This is a genomic window from Pseudalkalibacillus sp. Hm43, assembly GCF_054170705.1.
The window spans coordinates 3,152,315-3,174,126 of record NZ_CM135129.1 but is presented as its reverse complement, the minus strand read 5'-3'; the positions used below and the strand labels follow the sequence as shown (position 1 = coordinate 3,174,126).

The window sequence follows — 21,812 nt, the reverse complement described above, 5'->3', positions numbered from 1 at the left end:
ACCCATTTTTCTTCCAGTACCAGGTACCGTTTTTCATCCCTTGATACATCTGCATTTTCAGAAAGTGCCTGGTACCGAGCAAGAAACCTGGTGGGACAGGGCTTCTTAATCGGTGCCAGGCACCTTTGTGCATGCTATACATCTTATCGCCATCGCATGTTCGGATAGTATGGATAACAACGATGTTCTGGTGGTGGGAATGGATAGACTTTCGCCTTCGGTTTGTTGATCTTTCTGTATTCGGTACGATATCCTGCACGAGCCCTTTCGATGAACGTCTTCTCAGAAATGGGTCTCGGAGCAGACCACTCGAGGGATTTCGGATTCATCCACGAGTCATGGGTAATCAGTTCCTTCTTATAGTAATACCTGTTGCCGCTTGGATATTCTTCACAAATGTATATGACAGTTTGACGAGAATGCATAGTCTACCTCCAATAGTATTCGGAATATGTAACAGTTTACCCAAATTTTATGAAAAACAGTATTCAGGCTCACTTTTCTTCAGACTTATCCTTCAGGCGAACGCCCGCTTGTACGATTTTCATATGACCTAAAGAAAAGAGCTTGAATGTAAGCCAAGCCCTTTCTTTAAAGTCAAATCGACTAACGCCAGTAACAGGACCACCACCAGAATCCTCCAATGATCAACAGGATAAAGATGATAATCACGACAGCCCAAATCCAACCATATCCAAATCCTCCATAGAAAGGATATGGATATCCTCCGAACCCACCATAAGGTGATGCATTATATGGACTTTGTGCACCCGCGACCAAAGATGGCGCTTGTGCTCCAGCTACTTGACCCACAGGCATGCAATAAAGCAAATTCGCTTGTGGTTGCTGCTGGGTTTGGGCACCTGCCACTTGTGAAGGTGCTTGAGCAGGTGGACAAGGCGGGTATGGTTTTGGATAGCAGCCAGGTCTGTCGGCATCAGAAAAATCGGCATTCGCTTCAAAATCGAACTCTTCGTTATCGTAGTACTGAGGCATTCCCCTAAACCTCCTTATCATTCTTCATAATAAAATATGTACCAACATCCAAAAACGGAAGAGGGGTATTAGCGGAAATGCGCCCTTTTTTGTCAGGAATTTACTACATGCCATAAATCACAGTGGGAAATCCTAATAACGAAGACCATGGACAAGCAAGCGTAGATATAGTCCGTTCAAATTCAGACAAAAGGGGAGTGATGGGTCGATGGCGATGACAACCACCATGATTCAAGAAATGAATCCTGCAAAAGAATTGATACTGCAGAATACGAAACTTTACTACGAACATTACCCACATCCTAATCCTAACGCGCCTGTCATGATTATGATTCATGGGTTCTTGAGTTCATGTTTCAGCTTCAGAAAGCTCATCCCTGAGCTGAAAAATCGTTTCCATATTTACGCTGTAGACTTACCTGGCTTCGGAAAAAGTGAAAAGTCGAGAACATTCCATTATTCGCTTAAAAATTACGGTCAACTCATCGTCGATTTCATTCAGCATTTACAACTGTTCAACACATATGTAATCGGACATTCCATGGGCGGGCAAGTGGCGATGCATGCAGCACGAATCGCACCTGATAAGATTGCAAAACTGATCCTCCTCGGTAGTTCCGGTTACTTGAAAAGACCTAGTTCTTTCATTGTTCGCTGTTCTTATTTACCCTTCTTCGTACATGTCATACGGCGATGGGTCGGAAAAAAGGGCGTGCGGGATAATCTTCTCACAGTCGTTCATAATCCAAAATTGATTGATGACGAACTGATCCAAGGTTATGCCCAGCCATTTACGGACCACAACATCTTCCACTCACTCATTCGCGTATTAAGACATCGAGAAGGAGATATGTTGCCGGACGAATTGAAGGAAGTTCAGTCTCCCGTTCTGCTCCTTTGGGGCAAACATGATCGAGTCATCCCTCCTTCAGTAGGAGAACGCATGGTCAAGGACTTGCCTAATGCAAAATTGAAAGTACACGATGATGCTGGTCATCTTCTTCCAGAAGAAATCCCGATGGAAGTCAGCGAAGAAATCTGTTCCTTTCTCGATATGAATTAGAAAGTGTTTGTCCGCCTTTTGAAACAGGTGACAAACACTTTTTTTAATGCGTTTTACTTAAGAATTGTTGCTATTGATCCAGTGTGAATATTCTCCTAATCCATATTGAATCATTTCAGATACTCCATTTGACTTAATTTCGACAACAAGTTCGAAAGTCTGACTTAATTCGCTAAAACTAGATATGGAATCAGCGACAAAAGGGGACTATTATAGTGGTAAGGGGGTTGTTTATGAAGAAAGTCTTATTTATTTCACTCTTTGTCGTCCTATTCAGTTTTGTCTTTGTATTTATGTTGAATTATACGTTTTCTCCAGAAAATCAAACCGTACAAGATCCAAAAGAATCCCCGAAAGTTGAAAATACAAAGATCGAGGCTGCCAAACCGAACCCACCCGCAGAACCGGAAACGGTGACTACAAGTGCTACGTTGCGTGCTGTTGGTGATATTTTGATCCATGCCCGTGTTTATGATAAAGCCTTAACAGGACCTCAACAATATGATTTTACTCCGATGCTTGAAAATGTGAAACCCTTTCTAGAAGGGGCTGACATTACGATTGCCAATCAAGAAACCATGATTGGCGGTACGGAAATTGGATTGTCTACTTACCCACAATTCAACAGTCCGGTCGAAATCGGAACTGCATTGAAGGAAGCCGGAGTCGACCTCGTTACGATTGCCAATAACCACACACTCGATCGTGGTGAAAAGGCGATCATGAATGCGCTCGATCACTGGGATGCCATCAGTATGGAATACACTGGCTCCTATCGTTCAGAAGAGGACCGCTCTGAAATTCGGATTCTCGAAAGAAATGATATCGAGTTCTCATTCCTGAGCTACACCTATGGGACGAACGGGATTCCTGTCCCTGAATCGAAACCTCACCTCGTCAACTTGATCGATGCCGATCTGATTAAGACTGAAGTGGAAAAGGCGAAGCAGCAATCCGATGTCGTCGTATTAAGCCTTCACTTCGGAACAGAATATGAACGATTGCCGAATGAACAACAAAAATACTTGGCCCATGAAGCCGCATCAGCAGGGGCAGACATCATCATTGGACACCATCCACATGTCCTGCAGCCGCCAGAATGGATCGAAAGACCTGACGGTAAAAAAACGTTCGTCATCTACTCCCTCGGAAACTTTTTATCAGGACAAAAATGGGATTACAAGGATATTGGCGGCATAGTTGAAGTAGGCGTCACCAAGGTCGTAAAAGGGGAAGAAGAAACGATCACGGTTGAGAAGCCTGCCTTCTTACCGACATATGTGGACCGCAATTACATCGTCCGCCCAATGTATCAGTTAGAGGACAAGCAGAAGGAATACGAAGAAACGAAACAACATATGTCCCGCTGGATTAAGGACCTAGAATTCATCGAAACACCTGAACGGTAAAAGGAGACGCCATGTATGTGGCATCTCCTTTTGATTTACCCTTTCTCTGGGCGCTTGCCCGATTCGACGTACTCTTTCAGGAACTGTCCGAGTAATTCCTGCCAACCGCCATCATGGGCATCACGCCATTGGGGATCGAGTAATCCATACGCATGATGAGACAGCTTCAGCACGGTCTGATCTCCTTTTTCCTCCAAGGAATACGTATAGGCACTGTTCACAGCCCCTCTCATGCCAAGAAGTCCATTCATCCGAATTTCTTCTGGTGCTTTGATATACGTGACGACACCCCATAGGGCACCTTCACCATCTCCCCACGACTCCAGGAATTGGCCGCCGACTTTAGGCTCAAAGGAAAGTGTAGAGCCTTGATCTCCATTCAGTCGATACGCCCACCAGTCATTGATATCTTCTGTGAGCGCTTTGAACACTTTATCCCGGGTTGCGTTAATCGTGATCTCTTGTTCGATTTGAAATGAATCCTGCTTTAATCCATTCTCCATCTCTTCATGCCTCCCTACCGATTGTTCGGCTTTTTCTTTTAACGATAAAAGAGAGTGTGCATCTTGATCCTCGTATTTATTCACCCATCGGTTGTACATTTCTCTCAATGGCACAGCGTTCAAATAATTCAAGCGGACACGTCCGACTCTACGGATCGTGATCAAGTTGGCACTCTCGAGCATTCCAAGGTGTTTCATAACCGCATAGCGGGTCACATCCGGAAACCTTTCATTCAGGTCGCCCGTTGACATCGGACCGTTGATTAGTGCGTCCAATATCTGTCTCCTGATCGGGTGACTCAATGCTTTGAACGTAGTGGATAAATCATCAACCATTTCAGCGATGACCAACACCTCCCCCCTTTTTATGTGACAAAATCGTAACATTAATTCAGATGCCCGGTCAACTTTCAAAAGAAAAACCACATGAAAGAATCATGTGGTCGGGATTTGTCTGAGGTCTTCCAGGCTTTCCATGAATACCTTCTTGTCGCCTTCTTTCGCAATCGCTTCTCCTGCAGCAACCGCTTTTTCCAGGTTCTCTTCGAACTGTTTCCTGTCCTGTGTAAGTGAGTAACCACGAGCCATCGCTTCATACGCGAACGCGAGATCGAAATCGACGATATCGTTTGCCAAACAGTAATCCAATGATTTCTCGGCATGATACAACGCTCTTTCTGAGCTGCCGACGGTGGCATACACTCGAGAAATTTGCCACTCTCCTCTTGCGAAGTTCAGCTCGTTTCCGACGATTCCCCAGTGATATCTAGACGCATGCGCTGCATGAATCATTTCGAGTTCTTCATCGTCTGTCCGATCCTTTTTCTCCATCAGATCCCATACATGATTAAACAGGTCGACCGCTATTTTTCGGTGAAACGTATGTAACTCTTTCGAATCCATCTTATTCCTCCTTTAATCCCAGCTGAATCGTTCTTCCTTCCATGGACGACCGACCATATGATAGCCATTACGCTCCCAAAATCCTGGCTTGTTATCGGTAAGGAACTCTATTCCCCGCACCCATTTGGCACTTTTCCAAAAATAGAGATGCGGAACGACTGCCCTGAGTGGAAAACCATGCTCTGGTGTAAGGGTGTCTCCATCATGACTATGGGCAAGCATACTCGTATCCATCATGAAGTCCTCCATCGGCAAATTGGTCGTCCAACCTTCTTCAGCATGTATAATGACATATTTCGCCTCAGGCAGTACGTTCACCTTCTTTAAAATCTCCTGTGTTGCGATTCCTTGCCATCGGTTATCGAGCTTCGACCAACCTGTAACACAATGGATATCGTTCTTCAGTTCAGTTTGAGGCAGGTCCATGATTTCGTCATAGGTGAGACGCACTTCCTCCTCCACATGACCGAACAATCTCAGATCCCATTTGTTCAAGTCCTCATAATACGGAACATTGCCGTAATGGAGCACCGGCCATTTTTTCGTGACGACCTGGTTCGGAGGCACTCGCTCTGACACTTTTTCCGACTTTTCTTTTCCAAAATACATGAGGGTTTCGCCTCTTTCCGTCGATGTTTTTCGATTCTTTTATATTAGTCTACCCTTCTTTTACTTATGAAAAAAGACCTCTTTCCAAGTGAAAGAGGTCTTACAGTACTATCGGTCTTTACAGGAGGATCGTAGCAATCCAACCGAAGAGGATGAGCGGGATGTTGTAGTGCAAGAATGTCGGCACACACGTATCCCAGATGTGATTGTGTTGCCCATCCGCGTTCAAGCCGGCAGTCGGTCCGAGCGTACTATCTGAAGCGGGGGACCCAGCGTCACCAAGTGCGCCAGCCGTTCCAACAAGTGCGACGATCGCAAGCGGACTGAATCCAAGCTCCTGAGCGAGCGGCACGAAGATTGTCGCGATGATCGGAATCGTCGCAAAGGACGACCCGATTCCCATCGTGACAAGCAACCCGACAATCAACATCATCAGCGCTGCCAGCACTTGATTCCCATCAAACAGTCCAGAAGTCTGCTTCACAAGGACTTCTATGTCTCCTGTTTGTCTCATCACTTCAGCAAACCCAGCAGCTGTAATCATGACGAAACCGATGAACGCCATCATCTTCATGCCGTCTGTGAAGATGAGATCGGATTCTTTTATAGAGAAAGAACCCGTCAAAAAGAGGACGACAATTCCGGATAGCGCCCCGAGAATCATAGATTCCGTCAAGACCTGTACAACGACGGTCACGATGATTGCGATGACTGAAAATGTAATGGAACGAGCAGTGAATGTAGATGGGATGGTCTCACTCTCACTCGCAATGTCCTTATTTTCATACGTACGCGGTTTTCGATAAGATACGAAAAGCGCAATCAGCAAGCCGATGACCATACCTACGACCGGTAACGCCATCGCTTGCGGAATCATCGCCATATCAATCGTCAACCCACTCTTCTCCATTTCCTTTTGGATGATCTGATGGAAAATGAGACCGAATCCGACGGGAAGCAAGATGTAAGGTGCAGTCAACCCGAATGTGATGGATGAGGCCAATGCTCTTCGGTCCATTCTCAGTTCATTGAAAATCAACAACAACGGTGGAATCAAAATCGGAATGAATGCGATATGGATCGGAATCAAGTTTTGCGAAAAGATTGAGATTGTCACGATGATGAATAGTAACAGAGCTTTTGAAAGCGCTTGTCTTTTCGTATCTCCCTGTTTTTTCGTCATTTTCAAGGCACCTGACACGAGTAGTTCAGGTAGACCTGTTTTCGATAGACCTAATGCGAATGCACCGAGCAATGCATAGCTCAGAGCAATCGTAGCGTTATTCCCTAATCCTTCAGTAAAAACGGTAATCGTTTCATTCAAGCCCAGTCCACCGACCAATCCCCCAGTCAATGCACCGATAGCAAGGGCCAAAACGACTTGTACTCGCAACAAGCTTAAGAGCAGCATGACAAGTACAGCAATGACAACAGCGTTCATGAAAATGACCTCCAACTACTTTATCTCGATAAATCACTAATGTACTAAATTACGAAAATCAATTTAACACGATTCCGATAAAGTGTCAATCACATGATCCTATAAAGTTTCTTTTACCGATATTTGTATGGAAGTACAAAAAACCCCTTCCGACTGTAGTCGGAAGGGTTGGTTAAGCTATTTATTTCGCTGCGAATTTTTCAACGAGCTTGACGATCGAACGAGTCATGACGCCTGTTGCACCTTTTGGCCCGAGGTCGCTCGCTTTATTGCTGTATGCTGTTCCAGCAATATCAAGGTGAAGCCATGGTGTATCCTCCACGAATTCGGATAGGAAGACACCACCTTGAACAGGGTGTGCATTCTTACCGGCAGAATTGACGAAATCCGCTACGTTACTAATGCGTAGAATTTTCTTGTACGGTCCGAACATCGGAAGTCGCCATACATACTCTCCCGCTTCTTCCGCACATTGCTCGAATTTCTGGAAGAACGCTTCATCATTGCTCATCACACCGGATGCAATGTCACCGAATGCGACGACGACACCTCCAGTAAGTGTAGCGAGATCCACCAGGTAAGATGCACCTTGCTCTTTTGCATACGTGATCGCGTCTGCTAGAATCAATCGTCCTTCTGCATCCGTGTTCGTGATCTCGATCGTTTTACCGCTCATGGACGTCAGAACATCTCCTGGTTTCATTGCAGAGCCGTTAATCAGGTTTTCACTGGATGGAATGACAAACATGACGTTCACGTCTGGCTTCAATCGGCCGACCGACTCCATCGCTCCAAGAACCGCAGCACTTCCGCCCATGTCAGACTTCATTTCGTGCATGTTCAGGGCAGGCTTCAAGGAGTAACCACCTGCATCAAATGTGAGACCTTTCCCTACAAAAGTAAGGACGTCTTCCCACTTCTCTTTTGCCTTGTATTTGACGACGATCAATTTCGCGTCCTGATCTGACCCTTGGCTGACACCAAGTAAAGCACCCATTCCGAGTTCTTTCATGTCCGACTCTTCGAGTACATCGTATTCAAAACCATGCTTTTGAGCAATACTTACAGCTTGAGCCGCAAGGTCAGTTGGTGTAAGCAGGTTTCCTGGCGTATTGACCAGATCACGTGCTACGTTCGTTCCTGCAGCATACGCTTCCCCACTCTTCAGGGCGTAATCAATTGTTGCTTCATCTTCTTCTGAGTAGAGTTCAATCCTTTTCAACTCATACTTTCTTTCATTCTTCTTTTCCTTGTAATCTTCAAATTGATATGTCGCAAGCATGAATGCTTCGGATAGCGCATGAACCGTTTGCTTGAACTCAACCGCTTCGGAATAGAATGAATCCATCGCAATGGCGATTTCTTCTTGCTTGTGTTGCTTCAATTCTTTTGCGACTTTACCGAAAGCCTCTCTCACTTTACGGTAATTAAGGTCTTTGCGTAATCCTAATCCAACGAAATAGATGGTCTTCACACCAAGTGCTCCTAGCGTGTGAATGCGTGTCACTTTCTTCAGTTTTGCAGAAAGGTCATCGCTTTTGAACAGTTCACTGATATGGCCATTTAAAGCGCTATCAATTTCACTTGCGATTCCCGTCGGCTTTTTGTCATCACCATAGATTCCGACAACCAACGTATGTATATCTTGTCTCACATCTAACCCTTTTTTGACTGTAAACATCCAATTCCCCCTCTAATCTCTTTTCCTCATTATATCGAAATATTTCGATTACCTAAACATCATCTTGTAAATACAAATAAATATTCGGCAGTGCCGGGAGTTCCTTTGTTCTTTCATAAGGAACAGCATCGATATCCGGCAGTATATGCAAGCACTTTTTCACAAAAACACGCAATTCATTCGTGTCGAGTCCCCAAAACACGTCAGGATAAGGCTCGAAACACTCCTGAGCTCGTTGGAACATTTGCCTTGCTCCTTTTACATTACCATATTCATAGTGATAAATCGCGACAGACATCTGCAATAAGCCTTTTAAAAAAAGATTCTGCTTGTCTATCATCCAGATTTCTTCAATCAAATCATGACATGTATAATAATCGCCCTCGTTAAAGCTGACGAAGAATTCATAGTATTCCATCGGATAATTTGAACGCATGCAATCTCCCCCTGCCACTATATGTTATCACTTGCATATGTATTTCTAAATCGGGGTAATGAATGAATAAACGATATGGTAAACTAAATTTAGGATTAGATGAAAGGAAGTTGCTTTCTTGGAGGACTTATTAACGAATTTTCCATTATGGTGTGCGATCTTTTCCATACTGTTCGCTCAATTGATTAAAATTCCGATCATGTATATTTCCACACGGAAACTCGAATGGGGTTTATTCTTCAGTACAGGTGGAATGCCGAGCTCCCACTCGAGCGGCGTTACATCACTGACGACATCCATCGGTTTGGTGGAAGGGGTCGGTTCACCGTTATTTGCCATTACTGCAGTATTCAGCATAATTGTCATGTATGATGCGAAAGGTGTGCGCTGGCAGGCCGGCGAGCAAGCGATCGTGTTGAACCAGTTGGTCAGAGATTTCCAGCACTTGACGACGGAAATCAAGAATTGGCCGAAAAAGAACGAAGAAGAAAAGAGAAGAGAACTGAAGGAACTGTTAGGGCACCGTCCGAGCGAAGTGTTTTTCGGCGCCCTGCTTGGAATCGGTCTAAGCTTAGCGATTTTTTACGGTTTTGTCCAATAGGAGGGGATTCATATTCGAATCATATCGATCTGTCCGAGTAATACCGAACTGGTTGCCTATTTAGGCTTGACCTCCTCGCTTGTCGGAGTGGATGACTTTTCTGACTGGCCGAAAGAAATTGAAGAACTGCCAAGGTTAGGTCCAGACTTGAATATCAATATGGATCGTTTGCAAGCGTTAGAGCCTGACCTTGTATTAGCCTCGCTCAGTGTACCAGGTATGGAAAAGAACATTGAACGACTTGACGAAAGAGGGATCCGGTACCATATATTCAATCCGAACTCCCTTGATGAAATTGCAGACGATCTCCTGAAGCTTGGAGAACTGACTGGCTTTGAAGAACGAGCGAAACAGATTGTTGCTCATTTTCGAAATGTGATTGAAGAGTATAAAGGAATTTCGAGGACGGTGACCGAAAAACCTTCTTTGTATTGGGAATGGTGGCCGAAGCCTGCTTTTACACCTGGTGGCGAGAATTGGCTGACAGAGATCAGTGAGCTTGCCGGTGCGGAGAACTGTTTTGCAGATGAAGATGTTGCAAGTGTCCAGACGGATTGGGAAACGATTCGGAAACGTGAACCGGACCATATCTGTCTCGTCTGGGTAGGTGTGCGGAAGCAGAAGGTCAACCCGAAGATCCTCGATAAACGACCGGATTGGGATCAAATGAAGGCGATGCAGATGAATCATGTGCATGTGTTGGAGGAACCTTACTTTTGCAGACCCTCACCTCGCCTGTTGATCGGATTGCAGAAGATTGCTTCCATCATCCATCCGGATGATTATCCCGTTTACGAGGATGAGGAAGATCCTCTATTGAAAATGAGCAAAGGACTGGCTTGATAGTGAGCCAGTCCTTTTTTTACATATACGATTAAGTATCTTTCGGCTTGAACATCTGCTCTCGGAACACTTGCATCGATTCCTGTTCATTGAGGGCGGTGAGCGTTTTTTCGCTCAACTTCCCTTCACCACGGTGGATCACATAGACATCAAGGGTTTTTTTGCCCCATTTTTTATACACATCATCTACCGTCTCGTAATAGAGGTCGATTTTCTTCTGTTTGATGGCTGAGCCTGTGTCCGCTACAACCCCGTAGCCGTATCCAGGAATCCAAAGGATACTTCCGATTGGAAAAACCCTCGTATCCGCAGCGATCGTCGAGTAGAGGTCTCGCCGGACCTTTACACCGGATTTCGTAATCCCATAGGCAGGGTGTTCTTTCGTCTTACCGGTCGACTCGACTCCCGCCGTGTACCCCGTCGCGACTACCTTCACCTTTGGATAACGATCCGTATCTATGGTATCTTCTAATGTCTTTCCTTTTGCCAATGCGCTCGATGATAGCTGCAGCGATTTGTTTTTGACGCTTAACAGCTGTTTCATCATGAAGCTGCTTGTCTTTTTCACATGCTCCAAAGCTTTCGTATCGATTGTGAATTCCTTCGAATTTGCGAAACTCACAAGTCCCGAAGCTTCGACTCCTGAAACTTTCCCTATGGTCGTGAATAATGCAATTACAAATAAACAAGTCATAAGAGAGCGTTTCAGAATGGTTTTGGTAAACTGCATCTTTTCACTCCTCTCACGCCTAATCCTTTCCAAAAACGGAAGAAAGTATTCATGAAGCCCGTCCAAAGACGAAAAATACAGACTATTTGAATATTCTTCCAGAATGGGGGTGAGCAGTGCCAGGTACCGTTTCAAAACCCACTGGTGTCAACGCTTTTGAGACGGTGCCAGGTACTCTTCAGAAATCCTTATGTATCAACACTTCTTAGATGGTACCTGGTACCGTTTAGAACACCAGCAAGCAGTAGGGTTCTCTTCGCGTACCTGGTACTGGTCAGCACGGATTGGCATTGATTTACAGTCGGCACAGCCGACAGTTATGGTTTGTTCCCGTTGTATATAAAAGTAAACATAAAAAAGACTGTCGAATGGTTTCGACAGTCTTCTCATAGCTCATATCCTATACGGTCTTCAATTAGAACATCTGGTATCCTCGGACTCTGAGCATCTTGATCGTAATGCCCGATAAAATCGCTCCGAGTAAGCCGAATAAGAGAATTAGAATATCAGAAAAGTGCAATAGAATTATTTTATTTATCAATTCTTGGAAGGTTGTTCCTGGTGCTGCAAAGTAATCAAAAAACGGTACATCGTCAATGATCATGATTACAACAACGGGATAAAGAACAGCCATAACCCAAGTCATTCTTAACAACATGTTCAAAAGAAAGCCTATTCCAAAGAACAAAACCATGAACAACAGCATGGAGATGATCAAGGTCGGAATGGTTAACGGCATACTGGTCACCCCTTTATATCCATTGACTAGTTTACTGCATTATCAGTTGCAGAGTCAATGCTAGCGAAAGGGGATCCAGTGCGTTATTCTCAGTTGTTCATAAACCTGTCATAAGTTTCAGATGTGCTTCCTGCCACTGCCTCCACAATGATCACAAGTTTCAGATCCACCAAGCAATAGCTGGAAATACCCTACCCCTTTACAATACTGACAAGTTACGGTTTGAGGACTGCGATGCTTTTGTTCTTTGTTCATGATAGACACCTCTTTATTTAAATTTTCTGATAATATACCAACTCTGTAGTTTTTTGAAAAATCTGATATTAGTCCATATTGGTTCATGTAAACGTATACACGAGCTTTTTTCTTCCACAATGTTTCGTTTTCAAACGTTTTTAACGGATATTGAAAATCTTATAATTCGTGTACCCAAACTGCGTTCCAGGGTTCAAATCGTGTGTCGAAAAGCCGTTTTTGGAAGGGTCTTGACCAAGAAAAAAGTGAATCATGAGTGAAGATGATGGGTCGTTCAATAATTTTGTCTTAGAAAAAAATCCGACCTCCGAAATTTCGCTCTGCTGCGGCTTCAATTCGCCACCAATCGCATCCATTGAGAAAATGACCATGTTATCGCTGATTTCTTCATTCAAGACCCCAGAGCGGATTCCGATTACACCCGTGATTTCTGCAATGATGCCGGTCTCCTCCCGTACTTCACGTTTTACCGCTTCATCAATCGTTTCCCCTTCATCGACAAAGCCAGCAGGAAAGGACCACTTGCCTTTAAGTCCACCGTATTTCTTTTTCACGACAAGCCATTGATTGTCATGTTCAATGATTCCTGCAACGGAAAGCCAAACTTTTTCACGTTTTCTGCTCATTTTCGGTTCCTCCCTACCTATGCAAACTGTCTCTATATAGAAAATATAAATCAAAATCAGGATTTATAAACCAAAATCCAAAATTATAAGCCAAAATCAGAATTTATAATCCAAAACCAGAATTTATAATCCAAATTCAAAAATTATAATCCAAAACGCAGTTTCGCCACTATGTAAAAAAGAGCGAAGCCGCTCATCACGACTTCACTCTTGATCGTATCAAACTTCTATTAGAATAATTTGAGCTTACCTTTTTTGATGACGAGTGGAATTCCACCTAGTAGGTAGAGGTAACGGTTGTCGATGATCTTCTTCATCGCTGCTGCAGTTGCTCCGTAAAGCTTTCTGTTGCCGACTTTACCGATTGCTTCACCTTTACCAAGAGAAGCTACTGTACCTTTGATGTCCGGTACGAATGTTTCCATTTTGCCACCGTTGATCAATGCCTTCAAGTTGCGTGCAACCGTAAAGGATTGTTGGATCGCAATTTGGGCAGTTGGTGGGTATGGACGGTTGATCTCTTCGTTGATGATCAATGCGCAATCTCCGACGATGAAGATGTGATCTTTACCAGGAGCGCGAAGATCTTTCTCAACCTTCACACGGCCACGCATCGTTTCAAAACCAGAGTTTTCAACGATGGAGTTACCGCGGATTCCTGTTGTCCAAACAATTGTGTCTGCTTTGATTTCTTCTTCTTCAAGAACGACACTGTCTTCAGTGACTTCCTTGATCGGAGTGCCAAGCATGAACTCGACGCCCTTACTTTCAAGAAGGTTCACAGCGTACTCGACGAGTTCTTCGTCAAAGCCAGGTAGCACTGTCGGAGCAGCTTCAGCACAGATCAAACGAACTCTTTCACGTGGTACGTCGAACTCATCACAAAGCTCAGGAATACGGTCAGCCATCTCACCGATGAACTCGATACCAGTGAATCCTGCACCTGCTACAACGATGTTCAACATGCCTTCAGAAGGGTTGTCTTCATTATTGTAACTAGCGAATAAGTACTCGATATGTTCTTTGATTTTACGGACAGTATCTACACTTCGAATACTGAACGCATAGTCTTTAACACCTGGAATTCCAAATGTTTCAGATTCGAAACCAAGTCCGATGACAAGGTAATCGTATGTCAGTTCGCCGTTTTCCAATTTGACGGTCTTGTTTGCATCATCAATGGAAACGACTGTGTCTTGAACGAAGTTGATGCGGTTCGTGTCGATGACATCACTGATCGCCATGCGTGTACGATCGTGGTGCAACGTACCTGCAGCTGGCTCGTGAAGCCAAGTTGTTTGGTAATGGTAATTGTGCTTATTAACGAGCGTGATTTCCGCTTCGTTCATTCCTAATTCTTTTGTGAGACGAGTTGCTGTCATGATCCCGCCGTATCCGGCACCGAGAATGACGATCTTTGGTCTACTCATATCTCTCATCCACCCTTTTCTTTTTTATATAGCGTTGGACAAATGCGTGCAGCATCGAAAATGAACCATAAAGTTTGTTACGTATTTCACGTACTTTAACGCAAAATGTCATAAAATCTCCGTAATTGTCCCATTGTCAAGTTTAGTGCTTTTATTCGATTTTTTCAACCCATAGCACGCAACTTTTTTGTCGACCACCCTATTACACAGTTTTTCCCTTTTCTTCATCCTTTATTAAGCTTATAATGAGTACAACAACAGATAACTGGGGGTGTAGAATGATATGACCGAGCAACATGATATCTATGATGTAACGATCATAGGTGGAGGGCCGACAGGGTTATTCACCGCATTTTACGGAGGCATGAGACAGCTTAAGGTAAAGATCATCGAGAGTATGCCTCAATTAGGAGGACAATTAGCGGCACTTTATCCTGAGAAATACATATATGATGTAGCAGGATTTCCGAAAGTACTTGCACAAGATCTCGTTGATAATTTGAAAGAGCAGGCTTTTCAGTTCAACCCATCTGTAGCTTTAGAGCAATCTGTACAAAAAGTAGAGCGAATGGAAGACAAAACGTTCAGACTCACTACGGATAAGGAAACACATTATTCCAAAACGGTAATTATTACCGCTGGCGTTGGTGCTTTCCAACCTCGACGTCTTGAGCATGAGAATGCAAAAGAATATGAAGGGAAGAACCTTCACTATTTCGTAGAAGATCTCAATGCTTTTGCTGGCCAGAAGGTCGTTGTTTGTGGAGGCGGAGATTCCGCAGTCGATTGGGCAAACATGCTTGAGCCACTTGCGAAGGAAGTCACATTGACACACCGTCGTGATAAGTTCCGTGCACACGAACACAGCGTCGAGCAATTGATGAACTCAAAGGTCTCCATCAAGACACCTTTCCAAGTGAAAGAAGTCATTGGAGATGAGAATGGCGTGAAAAAGGTCGTCTTGCAGGAATCCAAAGGGGAGAAAGAAGAAGTCATTGAATGTGACTCCTTGATCGTCAACTACGGCTTCATTTCATCTCTTGGTCCGATAAAAGAATGGGGTCTGGACATCCAGAAGAACTCCATTGTCGTCAACTCACGTATGGAAACGAACATACCTGGCATTTATGCAGCTGGAGACGTTTGTACATATGAAGGGAAAGTGAAATTGATTGCGACTGGATTTGGTGAAGCACCGACGGCGATCAACAATGCGAAAGCATATATCGATCCGAAAGCAAAAGTACAACCAATGCATAGTACAAGCTTGTTTTAATATGAATTAAGAAGGTTCCGATCATGATCGGAACCTTTTTATTTACCCCGTTATACCAGTTAGAGGCTCTTTCACACCCCGATCTCGCTTAAATCCGGAGATCGCCCCCTGCAAGATGTTCTTACTCAATAAAAAACCTCCATTCCATCTGGGAATGAAGGTTTCTGCTTTTACAAATTGTAGTACAACAAAAAGGCGAGTAATCCGATAAAAGGAATGGCTAAAATGAGGCCGTATACTAGGAAGTTTGCGTTCATGATTTTACGGTCGCGGGCAGACTTGTCGTCCATATTACAGTCATCTCCTTTTTACAGTTAGTATGACCAATTCCCGCGAAAATAAATAAAGAGTTGAACCCATCTTCTAGGGGTCAACTCTTTGTATTCCATATCAGCACTCTTCAGGCGTACCAGCGTTCGTCGCTGTCTTGAAGGATGAGCCGCAACCGCATGATGCGATGGCGTTCGGATTGTCGATCGTGAAGCCTCCGCCCATCATGTTCTCTTTATAATCAATCGTGACACCTTGAAGGATCTTTACACTGTCCGGGTCAGCGATGACACCAATTCCGTGCTGGTCGTATTTCGTATCGTTCTCTTTTACTTCTGTATCAAAGCCCATGCCATATGAAAGACCGCTGCAGCCTCCACCTTGAACTCCAACGCGAAGATAAAGATTTTCTTCCTCTTCAGCAGCCATCATTTGCTTGATTTGATTTGCAGCAGATTCTGTGATTGTGATCAATGGAATCACTCCTTTCATACCTCTATATATAGTATACAGGGGCAAAGATTGAACCTCAACCTTCATGGACTGACAATTCGTTACATATCCTCTTTCAGACGAAGAAGATCGTTATGACGGCGATCGATTTCCTGACTATAATATAAGACCTTCGGATGATTCAGTCCTAGCACACGTGCTGTGCGGATCATTTCAGCCCTCAGGCACTCGATTTGTTCGTTATATCTTTCAAACAGGGTCTTTTTGGATGTCTTGATCATGCGACTCACCACTCCTATAATACACCCCATTATTAAAAACGAAGTGCTTACTCTTTATATCGTAAAGTTTCCCTGGTTTTTCAAGTCTTTACCTTTATAATAGTAGGTCCCATCACAAATGGTGACGGCTGGGCCAGTCATGAGTACTTCTCCGTCCAACGACCATGTGATGTGGAGATCTCCACCTGATAGGTGAACGACCGTTTCTTCTCCACGCTCTGCTTTACCTGTCAAAACAGCTGCTACTACCGCAGCACAAGCACCGGTTCCACAGGCTTGCGTTACCCCAGAGCCTCGTTCCCATACCCGAAAATGCATTTCTTTCTCATTTACCACTTCGACGAATTCCACATTCACACCTTCTGGAAAATTTTCGTGTTTTTCCAATATAGGACCCATCGTCGTGACAGGTGCTTTTTCAATATCCTCGATAAAAAAGACTGCATGTGGATTTCCCATGGAAACACCGGTCATTTGAAAGGTCTGACCTTCGACCTCTACTGTTTCCTCTAAAACTTCGTCATCAGGATGTCCTTTTCCGACCATAGGAAGATCCGATCTTTTTAATCGCGGTTCCCCCATATTGATCGTCACCTGTGTAACTTCACCATCTACTGGGTGAACTTGAGCCTGTACAACGCCACCTAAGGTTTCAATTGTAAAATGCTCCTCATGCACGATGGCGTTTTCATATACATATTTGGCTACACACCTTAAACCATTCCCGCAATTTTTCGCTTCGGAACCATCATTATTAAAAATCCTCATTAAGACATGTGCCTTTTCCGACTTTCCGATCAGGATGAGGCCATCAGACCCAATTCCGGTATGCGGATTCGAAACTGCAATCGCAATGGAAGACAGCTCTTCTTCCGGTAGGTTTTCTTTGAATGTATCCACATAAATGTAGTTGTTACCTAGTCCGTGCATTTTCGTAAAATTGAACTGGTTCATAGGATGCTCCTCCAATTAGCGCAGTTGTTCTGTCGTCCAGAAGTAATCTTCGTCTGCTTTCAAAATCGTCATTTTCGTATTACAGCATGGCATGATCAAATATGTTCGGAAGCCTTCCATCGCATGTTGGAGGTCTTCTTCCTTCAAGTTCGTCAATATGTTTTCCTTACTGCAATATGGACATGTTTGTATATAGATATCTTTCATCATCCGCTCATACGGCCAAGTGTTCCGGAAAGAAGACATGCCATTTTCCCCCTGCTCTTTTTCTTTATTTGTATAGTATAATCAGCTTTACGATTTCTGACAATGAATTCGGACAGCCTGTAATAAAAACGTCACTAAAAAAAGCTCCCCGTTCAGAACGGAGAGCTTTTACACTATTCAAGATCTATTATTAGATCAACATACCAGCGATTGCTGCACTTAGTAGGTTTGCAAGTGATCCGGCGATGATCGCTTTCACACCTAGTTTTGCAATGTCAGGACGACGGTTTGGCGCAATTCCACCAAGTCCTCCAAGTAGGATCGCAAGTGAAGAAAGGTTTGCGAAACCACAAAGCGCGAAACTGACAACCGCAACAGTCTTGTCTTTCAGCTCTGGAATTTCTGGTGCGAATGAAGAATACGCTACGAATTCGTTCAATACGAGCTTTTGTCCGATAAAGTTACCTGCACGAACTGCTTCGTCCCAAGGTACACCGATGATGAATGCAAATGGCGCAAAGATATATCCAAGGATCAGTTCTAGAGAAAGTCCTTCAGCTCCGAACCATCCACCGATAAATCCAAGAAGTCCGTTAATCAAAGCAATCAATGCGATGAATGCAAGCAACATTGCACCAACGTTCAAAGCAAGCTTCAATCCGTCAGATGCACCACGAGCGGCAGCATCAATGACGTTGACTGTTTCTTCATCTTTTTCCATTTTGATTTCGTCTGTCGTTTCAGATACTTCTGTTTCAGGCAAGATGATCTTCGCCATGACAAGACCTGCTGGTGCAGCCATGAAACTTGCCGCTAGTAGGTACTCGAGCGGTACTCCAAGAAGGCTGTACCCGATCAATACTGAACCAGCTACAGAAGCTAGTCCCCCAACCATAACTGCGAAGAGTTCTGATTGCGTCATTTTTGCAAGATAAGGACGGATTACAAGTGGTGCTTCAGTTTGTCCTACGAAAATGTTTGCAGTAGCGGAAAGAGACTCAGCTTTACTTGTTCCAAGAAGCTTAGAGATCGCTCCACCAATCAAACGAATAACCCATTGCATGATACCTAGGTAGTACAATACCGCGATTAAAGATGAGAAGAAGATGATGATCGTCAATACTTGGAATGCGAAAATAAATCCGATTCCACTATCTTCAGCTACCAAGCCACCGAATAGGAACTGAATTCCTTCGTTCGCGTAGTTGATGATGTTTTGAACGACCATTGAAGCTGTTTTCAATGCCGCTTTACCAGCTTCCCACTTCAGAACGATCAACGCGAATCCAATCTGGATCGCTAGACCACCTAAAACGGTTCTTAAACTAATACGTTTCTTATTGTTCGATACAAGAAAGGCAATCAGCAAGATCGTAAGAATTCCGCCAATCCCCCAAATGTATTGTTGCATAAATCCTTCACTCCCCTAATGTATTGTGAACGCTTTCTTTTTCCGTCGAGGTATGTTGTCTGACATCTAACATTCAACATAAATAATGTAACAGAATTCGACAAAAAAACAAGTGCTTTAATTATTTTCAGAATTGTTTCAAATGGTCCAAAATCTTCCTAAAGCGTTTTCAATGTTTGAAGTTACCGTTAGATTCCCCTTCTTCCTTATAGATATCCAAAGAATTTCACCACTTAAGCGAGGAGGCATATTCATCCACTCTTCTATACCACCCTATCAGGGTATGAAACCGAATAAAGAGTTATTTGCGGGGGGGGATCTCGGTATTTTTTCGATTTCGGGGTGCGCAACCAAGAGTCATGTTCAAAAATAAAAAAATCCCCACCATTACGGCGGGGATTTTCTTTTCCATCTATATGAGAATTAGAACATCGGATTTTCTTCTAAATATTGATATATGTTGTCGACGAGTTCATCGGGCGTTTCGCCTGGGACGTACTCTCCATTCACTAATGCATAAGGTGATCGGAAGCACTGACCGCAATTCCCGAGACAACCATATTCAATCACATCTAGATTTGGATCGCGTTCAAGGACTTCACGTGCTCTTTGAGATCCATTTGCCAAGTTGCTTACGCAAAATTCGATGATTGGCCTCATTTTTCAACCACCCTTTCTTTCCATACTTATCCTACAACCTTATGAACATACCCGTCAACTTACTTGTTTTCCTGCTGAATAAGAAAGAATGTTGTAGGATTGTCACAATTTCGATATACTAAAAATGACCACGGTCATAAAAGGAGTTGCTGCAAAAATGACCCGTAGCAAGAAACGCAATTTTACAGAAGAAAGCATCATAAAAGCAGCACTCGATCTCTTTTACGAAAAAGGATATGCCCATACAAGTGTCAAAGAAATCACAGAGCGAGCGAACATCGCAAAAGGGACGTTTTTTAATTATTTCCCTACTAAAGAAGACCTCATGCAACATTTTGCCAAAGAAAGGCTACATACACTGAGTATTTTTCTCGGTAAAGGGTATATATTATCCCAGCCTTTCCATAAACAAATGGAAGTGATGATCGGTCATCTGTTGACTTATTATGATCTCGATTCCGACTTCACTAAAGACTTATGGGGAACTGTCATCCGCGACGAAAGCCCTTTAATCGAATGTTGGATGCTGATTCTGGAAAGAGCGAGCATTAGAGGAGAAATACGTGCACAGATGGATCTGAATACATGTGCACATATTTGCAACAGTCATTTCCATTATGTCTTATCGACTTCTTCCAAGACCGACACCAAGGAATCGCTCATACGACGTGTCATGACATTAATGGAATTAAGTATACAAGGATTTCAAGAAAAAAGGGGAAATGCTGGAATGAAAAAGCTGGTCATCTTAGGTGCTGGATACGGTGGAATGAAGATTTTACACGGATTGTTGGATTCATCTGACCTTCCTGAAGACATTCAAATCACCCTGGTGGATCGACTTCCATATCATTGCTTGAAGACAGAGTATTATGCATTGGCAGCTGGAACCGTATCCGATCACCATATTCGTGTACAGTTCCCGGAAGATTCTCGTGTCATCGTCAAATATGGAGAAGTCTCAGAAATCGATTTGGAGAACAAAGCCATCCATTTTGAAAAAGAAGAGTCGATTGATTACGACGATCTGATCATCGGATTAGGCTGTGAAGATAAATATCACGGAGTACCGGGTGCTCCTGAAAATACACTCAGCATACAGACGATCGACAAGTCCCGTGAAACTTACCAACACTTAAACAACCTGCCGCCAAAAGCAGTTGTAGGCGTCGTCGGTGGCGGACTGAGCGGTGTCGAACTTGCAAGTGAACTTCGGGAAAGCCGTCCGGATCTCACCATCAAATTGTTCGATCGCGGGGAAACGATCCTTTCTACGTTCCCGAAACGCTTAAGCAACTATGTTCAAAAATGGTTCATCGACCATGGTGTAGAAGTCGTCAACCACTCCAACATCACTAAAGTGGAGCCAAATATTCTCTACAATAAAGATGAGCCGGTTGAGTGCGACGCGATCGTGTGGACTGCAGGAATCCAGCCGAACCGGATCGTCCGTAATATGGATGTGGAAAAGGATGAGTCAGGACGTATCGTGTTATCCCCTCATCATCACCTTCCGAATGACAAGCATGTGTTTGTCGTTGGAGATTGCGCGAGCCTGCCACACGCACCTAGTGCACAGCTTGCAGAAGGTCAAGGCGATCAAATCGTTGAAGTCTTGCTCAAGCTTTGGAAGGATGAGCCACTCGGAGATCTTCAGAAAATCAAGCTGAAAGGTGTTCTCGGCTCCCTCGGTAAAAAGCACGGATTCGGAATGATGAAAGGAACAGCATTGACCGGACGAGTGCCACGCCTATTGAAATCCGGAATCCTATGGATGTACAAATACCACTCCAATTAAACCAAACAAAGCATTCCTCTCACCAGGAATGCTTTTCTATTATTATTTAGCTATCTCTAATTGAGAATGAATTCGTCATGCTGATCGGGTATGCTTTACTCGCTTTTTTACCATGAAAAATGGCTCTTTCGAAGGAATTTTGATTATGCTACGATAAAAACAAAGAATTATCAGCTATTAACAATAGCATTTTTTATTAAAAATGATTATAATAAAGGATAGAAAGGGGTAGATAAG

The 21,812-nt window shown here is 43.7% G+C and carries 25 protein-coding genes; 6 read left to right on the top strand and 19 right to left on the bottom strand.

The genetic code is table 11. From position 1 onward, the window contains the following. Positions 1 to 143: 143 nt before the first annotated feature. Positions 144 to 425: a hypothetical protein gene (locus ACXQIQ_RS16525; RefSeq protein WP_226547035.1), complete on the bottom strand. Its 282-nt coding sequence runs from the start codon at positions 423 to 425 to the stop codon at positions 144 to 146. A gap of 181 nt (positions 426 to 606) precedes the next feature. Beyond that, positions 607 to 996, bottom strand: coding sequence for a hypothetical protein (locus ACXQIQ_RS16520; protein WP_439301280.1), 390 nt, complete (start codon positions 994 to 996; stop codon positions 607 to 609). Between the two features lie 208 nt (positions 997 to 1,204). On the opposite strand from ACXQIQ_RS16520, the gene ACXQIQ_RS16515 reads away from it, so the two are divergent. After that, positions 1,205 to 2,059, top strand: a complete 855-nt coding sequence (locus ACXQIQ_RS16515; protein ID WP_439301281.1) for an alpha/beta fold hydrolase — start codon at positions 1,205 to 1,207, stop codon at positions 2,057 to 2,059. Positions 2,060 to 2,292: 233 nt separating this feature from the next. Next, positions 2,293 to 3,468, top strand: coding sequence for a CapA family protein (locus ACXQIQ_RS16510; protein ID WP_439301282.1), 1,176 nt, complete (start codon positions 2,293 to 2,295; stop codon positions 3,466 to 3,468). A 35-nt stretch (positions 3,469 to 3,503) separates the two neighbouring features. Here the strand turns inward: ACXQIQ_RS16510 and ACXQIQ_RS16505 are convergent, their stop codons facing one another. The 6 genes from ACXQIQ_RS16505 to ACXQIQ_RS16480 all read right to left on the bottom strand — a co-directional run bounded on the left by ACXQIQ_RS16505 (position 3,504) and on the right by ACXQIQ_RS16480 (position 9,041). Beyond that, on the bottom strand, positions 3,504 to 4,322 hold the full coding sequence (locus ACXQIQ_RS16505; protein ID WP_439301283.1) for a helix-turn-helix domain-containing protein: 819 nt from the start codon (positions 4,320 to 4,322) through the stop codon (positions 3,504 to 3,506). A gap of 84 nt (positions 4,323 to 4,406) precedes the next feature. Next, complete coding sequence (locus ACXQIQ_RS16500; protein WP_439301284.1) at positions 4,407 to 4,874, bottom strand: hypothetical protein; 468 nt, start codon at positions 4,872 to 4,874, stop codon at positions 4,407 to 4,409. Positions 4,875 to 4,886: 12 nt separating this feature from the next. After that, the gene (locus ACXQIQ_RS16495) at positions 4,887 to 5,483 is read right to left on the bottom strand and encodes a sulfite oxidase-like oxidoreductase (protein WP_439301285.1); all 597 of its coding nucleotides are present in this window, start codon (positions 5,481 to 5,483) and stop codon (positions 4,887 to 4,889) included. 118 nt (positions 5,484 to 5,601) lie between these two features. Beyond that, positions 5,602 to 6,924 (bottom strand): Na+/H+ antiporter family protein, encoded by a 1,323-nt coding sequence (locus ACXQIQ_RS16490; RefSeq protein ID WP_439301286.1) that lies wholly within the window; start codon positions 6,922 to 6,924, stop codon positions 5,602 to 5,604. A 181-nt stretch (positions 6,925 to 7,105) separates the two neighbouring features. Next, a complete protein-coding gene (locus ACXQIQ_RS16485) occupies positions 7,106 to 8,605 on the bottom strand; it encodes a leucyl aminopeptidase (protein WP_439301287.1) in 1,500 nt (499 codons plus the stop codon). Between the two features lie 52 nt (positions 8,606 to 8,657). Continuing rightward, positions 8,658 to 9,041, bottom strand: a complete 384-nt coding sequence (locus ACXQIQ_RS16480) for a DUF309 domain-containing protein (RefSeq protein ID WP_439301288.1) — start codon at positions 9,039 to 9,041, stop codon at positions 8,658 to 8,660. Between the two features lie 118 nt (positions 9,042 to 9,159). On the opposite strand from ACXQIQ_RS16480, the gene ACXQIQ_RS16475 reads away from it, so the two are divergent. Both ACXQIQ_RS16475 and ACXQIQ_RS16470 read left to right on the top strand, forming a co-directional pair. Then, positions 9,160 to 9,642: a divergent PAP2 family protein gene (locus tag ACXQIQ_RS16475; RefSeq protein ID WP_439301289.1), complete on the top strand. Its 483-nt coding sequence runs from the start codon at positions 9,160 to 9,162 to the stop codon at positions 9,640 to 9,642. A 12-nt stretch (positions 9,643 to 9,654) separates the two neighbouring features. Next, positions 9,655 to 10,485: a cobalamin-binding protein gene (locus ACXQIQ_RS16470; protein WP_439302000.1), complete on the top strand. Its 831-nt coding sequence runs from the start codon at positions 9,655 to 9,657 to the stop codon at positions 10,483 to 10,485. 31 nt (positions 10,486 to 10,516) lie between these two features. On the opposite strand, the gene ACXQIQ_RS16465 is transcribed toward ACXQIQ_RS16470, so the two are convergent. The 5 genes from ACXQIQ_RS16465 to ACXQIQ_RS16445 all read right to left on the bottom strand — a co-directional run bounded on the left by ACXQIQ_RS16465 (position 10,517) and on the right by ACXQIQ_RS16445 (position 14,265). Further along, positions 10,517 to 11,215 carry a 3D domain-containing protein gene (locus ACXQIQ_RS16465; RefSeq protein ID WP_439301290.1) on the bottom strand — a complete coding sequence of 233 codons (699 nt, stop codon included), beginning with the start codon at positions 11,213 to 11,215 and terminating at the stop codon, positions 10,517 to 10,519. Positions 11,216 to 11,630: 415 nt separating this feature from the next. Continuing rightward, positions 11,631 to 11,954 carry a YuiB family protein gene (locus ACXQIQ_RS16460; RefSeq protein WP_226547045.1) on the bottom strand — a complete coding sequence of 108 codons (324 nt, stop codon included), beginning with the start codon at positions 11,952 to 11,954 and terminating at the stop codon, positions 11,631 to 11,633. Positions 11,955 to 12,071: 117 nt separating this feature from the next. Then, positions 12,072 to 12,209 (bottom strand): YuiA family protein, encoded by a 138-nt coding sequence (locus tag ACXQIQ_RS16455; RefSeq protein ID WP_226547046.1) that lies wholly within the window; start codon positions 12,207 to 12,209, stop codon positions 12,072 to 12,074. 140 nt (positions 12,210 to 12,349) lie between these two features. Beyond that, complete coding sequence (locus ACXQIQ_RS16450; RefSeq protein WP_439301291.1) at positions 12,350 to 12,835, bottom strand: NUDIX domain-containing protein; 486 nt, start codon at positions 12,833 to 12,835, stop codon at positions 12,350 to 12,352. Between the two features lie 230 nt (positions 12,836 to 13,065). Next, a complete protein-coding gene (locus ACXQIQ_RS16445) occupies positions 13,066 to 14,265 on the bottom strand; it encodes an NAD(P)/FAD-dependent oxidoreductase (RefSeq protein WP_439301292.1) in 1,200 nt (399 codons plus the stop codon). 283 nt (positions 14,266 to 14,548) lie between these two features. Here ACXQIQ_RS16445 and ACXQIQ_RS16440 point away from each other — a divergent pair, with 283 nt between their 5' ends. After that, a complete protein-coding gene (locus tag ACXQIQ_RS16440) occupies positions 14,549 to 15,541 on the top strand; it encodes an NAD(P)/FAD-dependent oxidoreductase (protein WP_439301293.1) in 993 nt (330 codons plus the stop codon). A gap of 390 nt (positions 15,542 to 15,931) precedes the next feature. Here ACXQIQ_RS16440 and erpA read toward each other — a convergent pair whose 3' ends face one another. The 6 genes from erpA to ACXQIQ_RS16410 form a co-directional block, all read right to left on the bottom strand. After that, the gene (gene erpA, locus ACXQIQ_RS16435; protein WP_439301294.1) at positions 15,932 to 16,303 is read right to left on the bottom strand and encodes an iron-sulfur cluster insertion protein ErpA; all 372 of its coding nucleotides are present in this window, start codon (positions 16,301 to 16,303) and stop codon (positions 15,932 to 15,934) included. A 62-nt stretch (positions 16,304 to 16,365) separates the two neighbouring features. Beyond that, positions 16,366 to 16,545, bottom strand: coding sequence for a Spo0E family sporulation regulatory protein-aspartic acid phosphatase (locus ACXQIQ_RS16430; RefSeq protein WP_439301295.1), 180 nt, complete (start codon positions 16,543 to 16,545; stop codon positions 16,366 to 16,368). Positions 16,546 to 16,599: 54 nt separating this feature from the next. After that, positions 16,600 to 17,499, bottom strand: a complete 900-nt coding sequence (gene dapF, locus ACXQIQ_RS16425) for a diaminopimelate epimerase (protein ID WP_439301296.1) — start codon at positions 17,497 to 17,499, stop codon at positions 16,600 to 16,602. A 15-nt stretch (positions 17,500 to 17,514) separates the two neighbouring features. Continuing rightward, positions 17,515 to 17,745, bottom strand: a complete 231-nt coding sequence (locus ACXQIQ_RS16420) for a hypothetical protein (protein ID WP_439301297.1) — start codon at positions 17,743 to 17,745, stop codon at positions 17,515 to 17,517. A gap of 151 nt (positions 17,746 to 17,896) precedes the next feature. Then, positions 17,897 to 19,117, bottom strand: a complete 1,221-nt coding sequence (locus ACXQIQ_RS16415; protein ID WP_439301298.1) for a NupC/NupG family nucleoside CNT transporter — start codon at positions 19,115 to 19,117, stop codon at positions 17,897 to 17,899. 423 nt (positions 19,118 to 19,540) lie between these two features. Next, positions 19,541 to 19,777: a YuzB family protein gene (locus tag ACXQIQ_RS16410; RefSeq protein ID WP_226547054.1), complete on the bottom strand. Its 237-nt coding sequence runs from the start codon at positions 19,775 to 19,777 to the stop codon at positions 19,541 to 19,543. A gap of 157 nt (positions 19,778 to 19,934) precedes the next feature. On the opposite strand from ACXQIQ_RS16410, the gene ACXQIQ_RS16405 reads away from it, so the two are divergent. Continuing rightward, positions 19,935 to 21,575 (top strand): FAD-dependent oxidoreductase, encoded by a 1,641-nt coding sequence (locus tag ACXQIQ_RS16405; RefSeq protein WP_439301299.1) that lies wholly within the window; start codon positions 19,935 to 19,937, stop codon positions 21,573 to 21,575. Positions 21,576 to 21,812 lie beyond the last annotated feature (237 nt).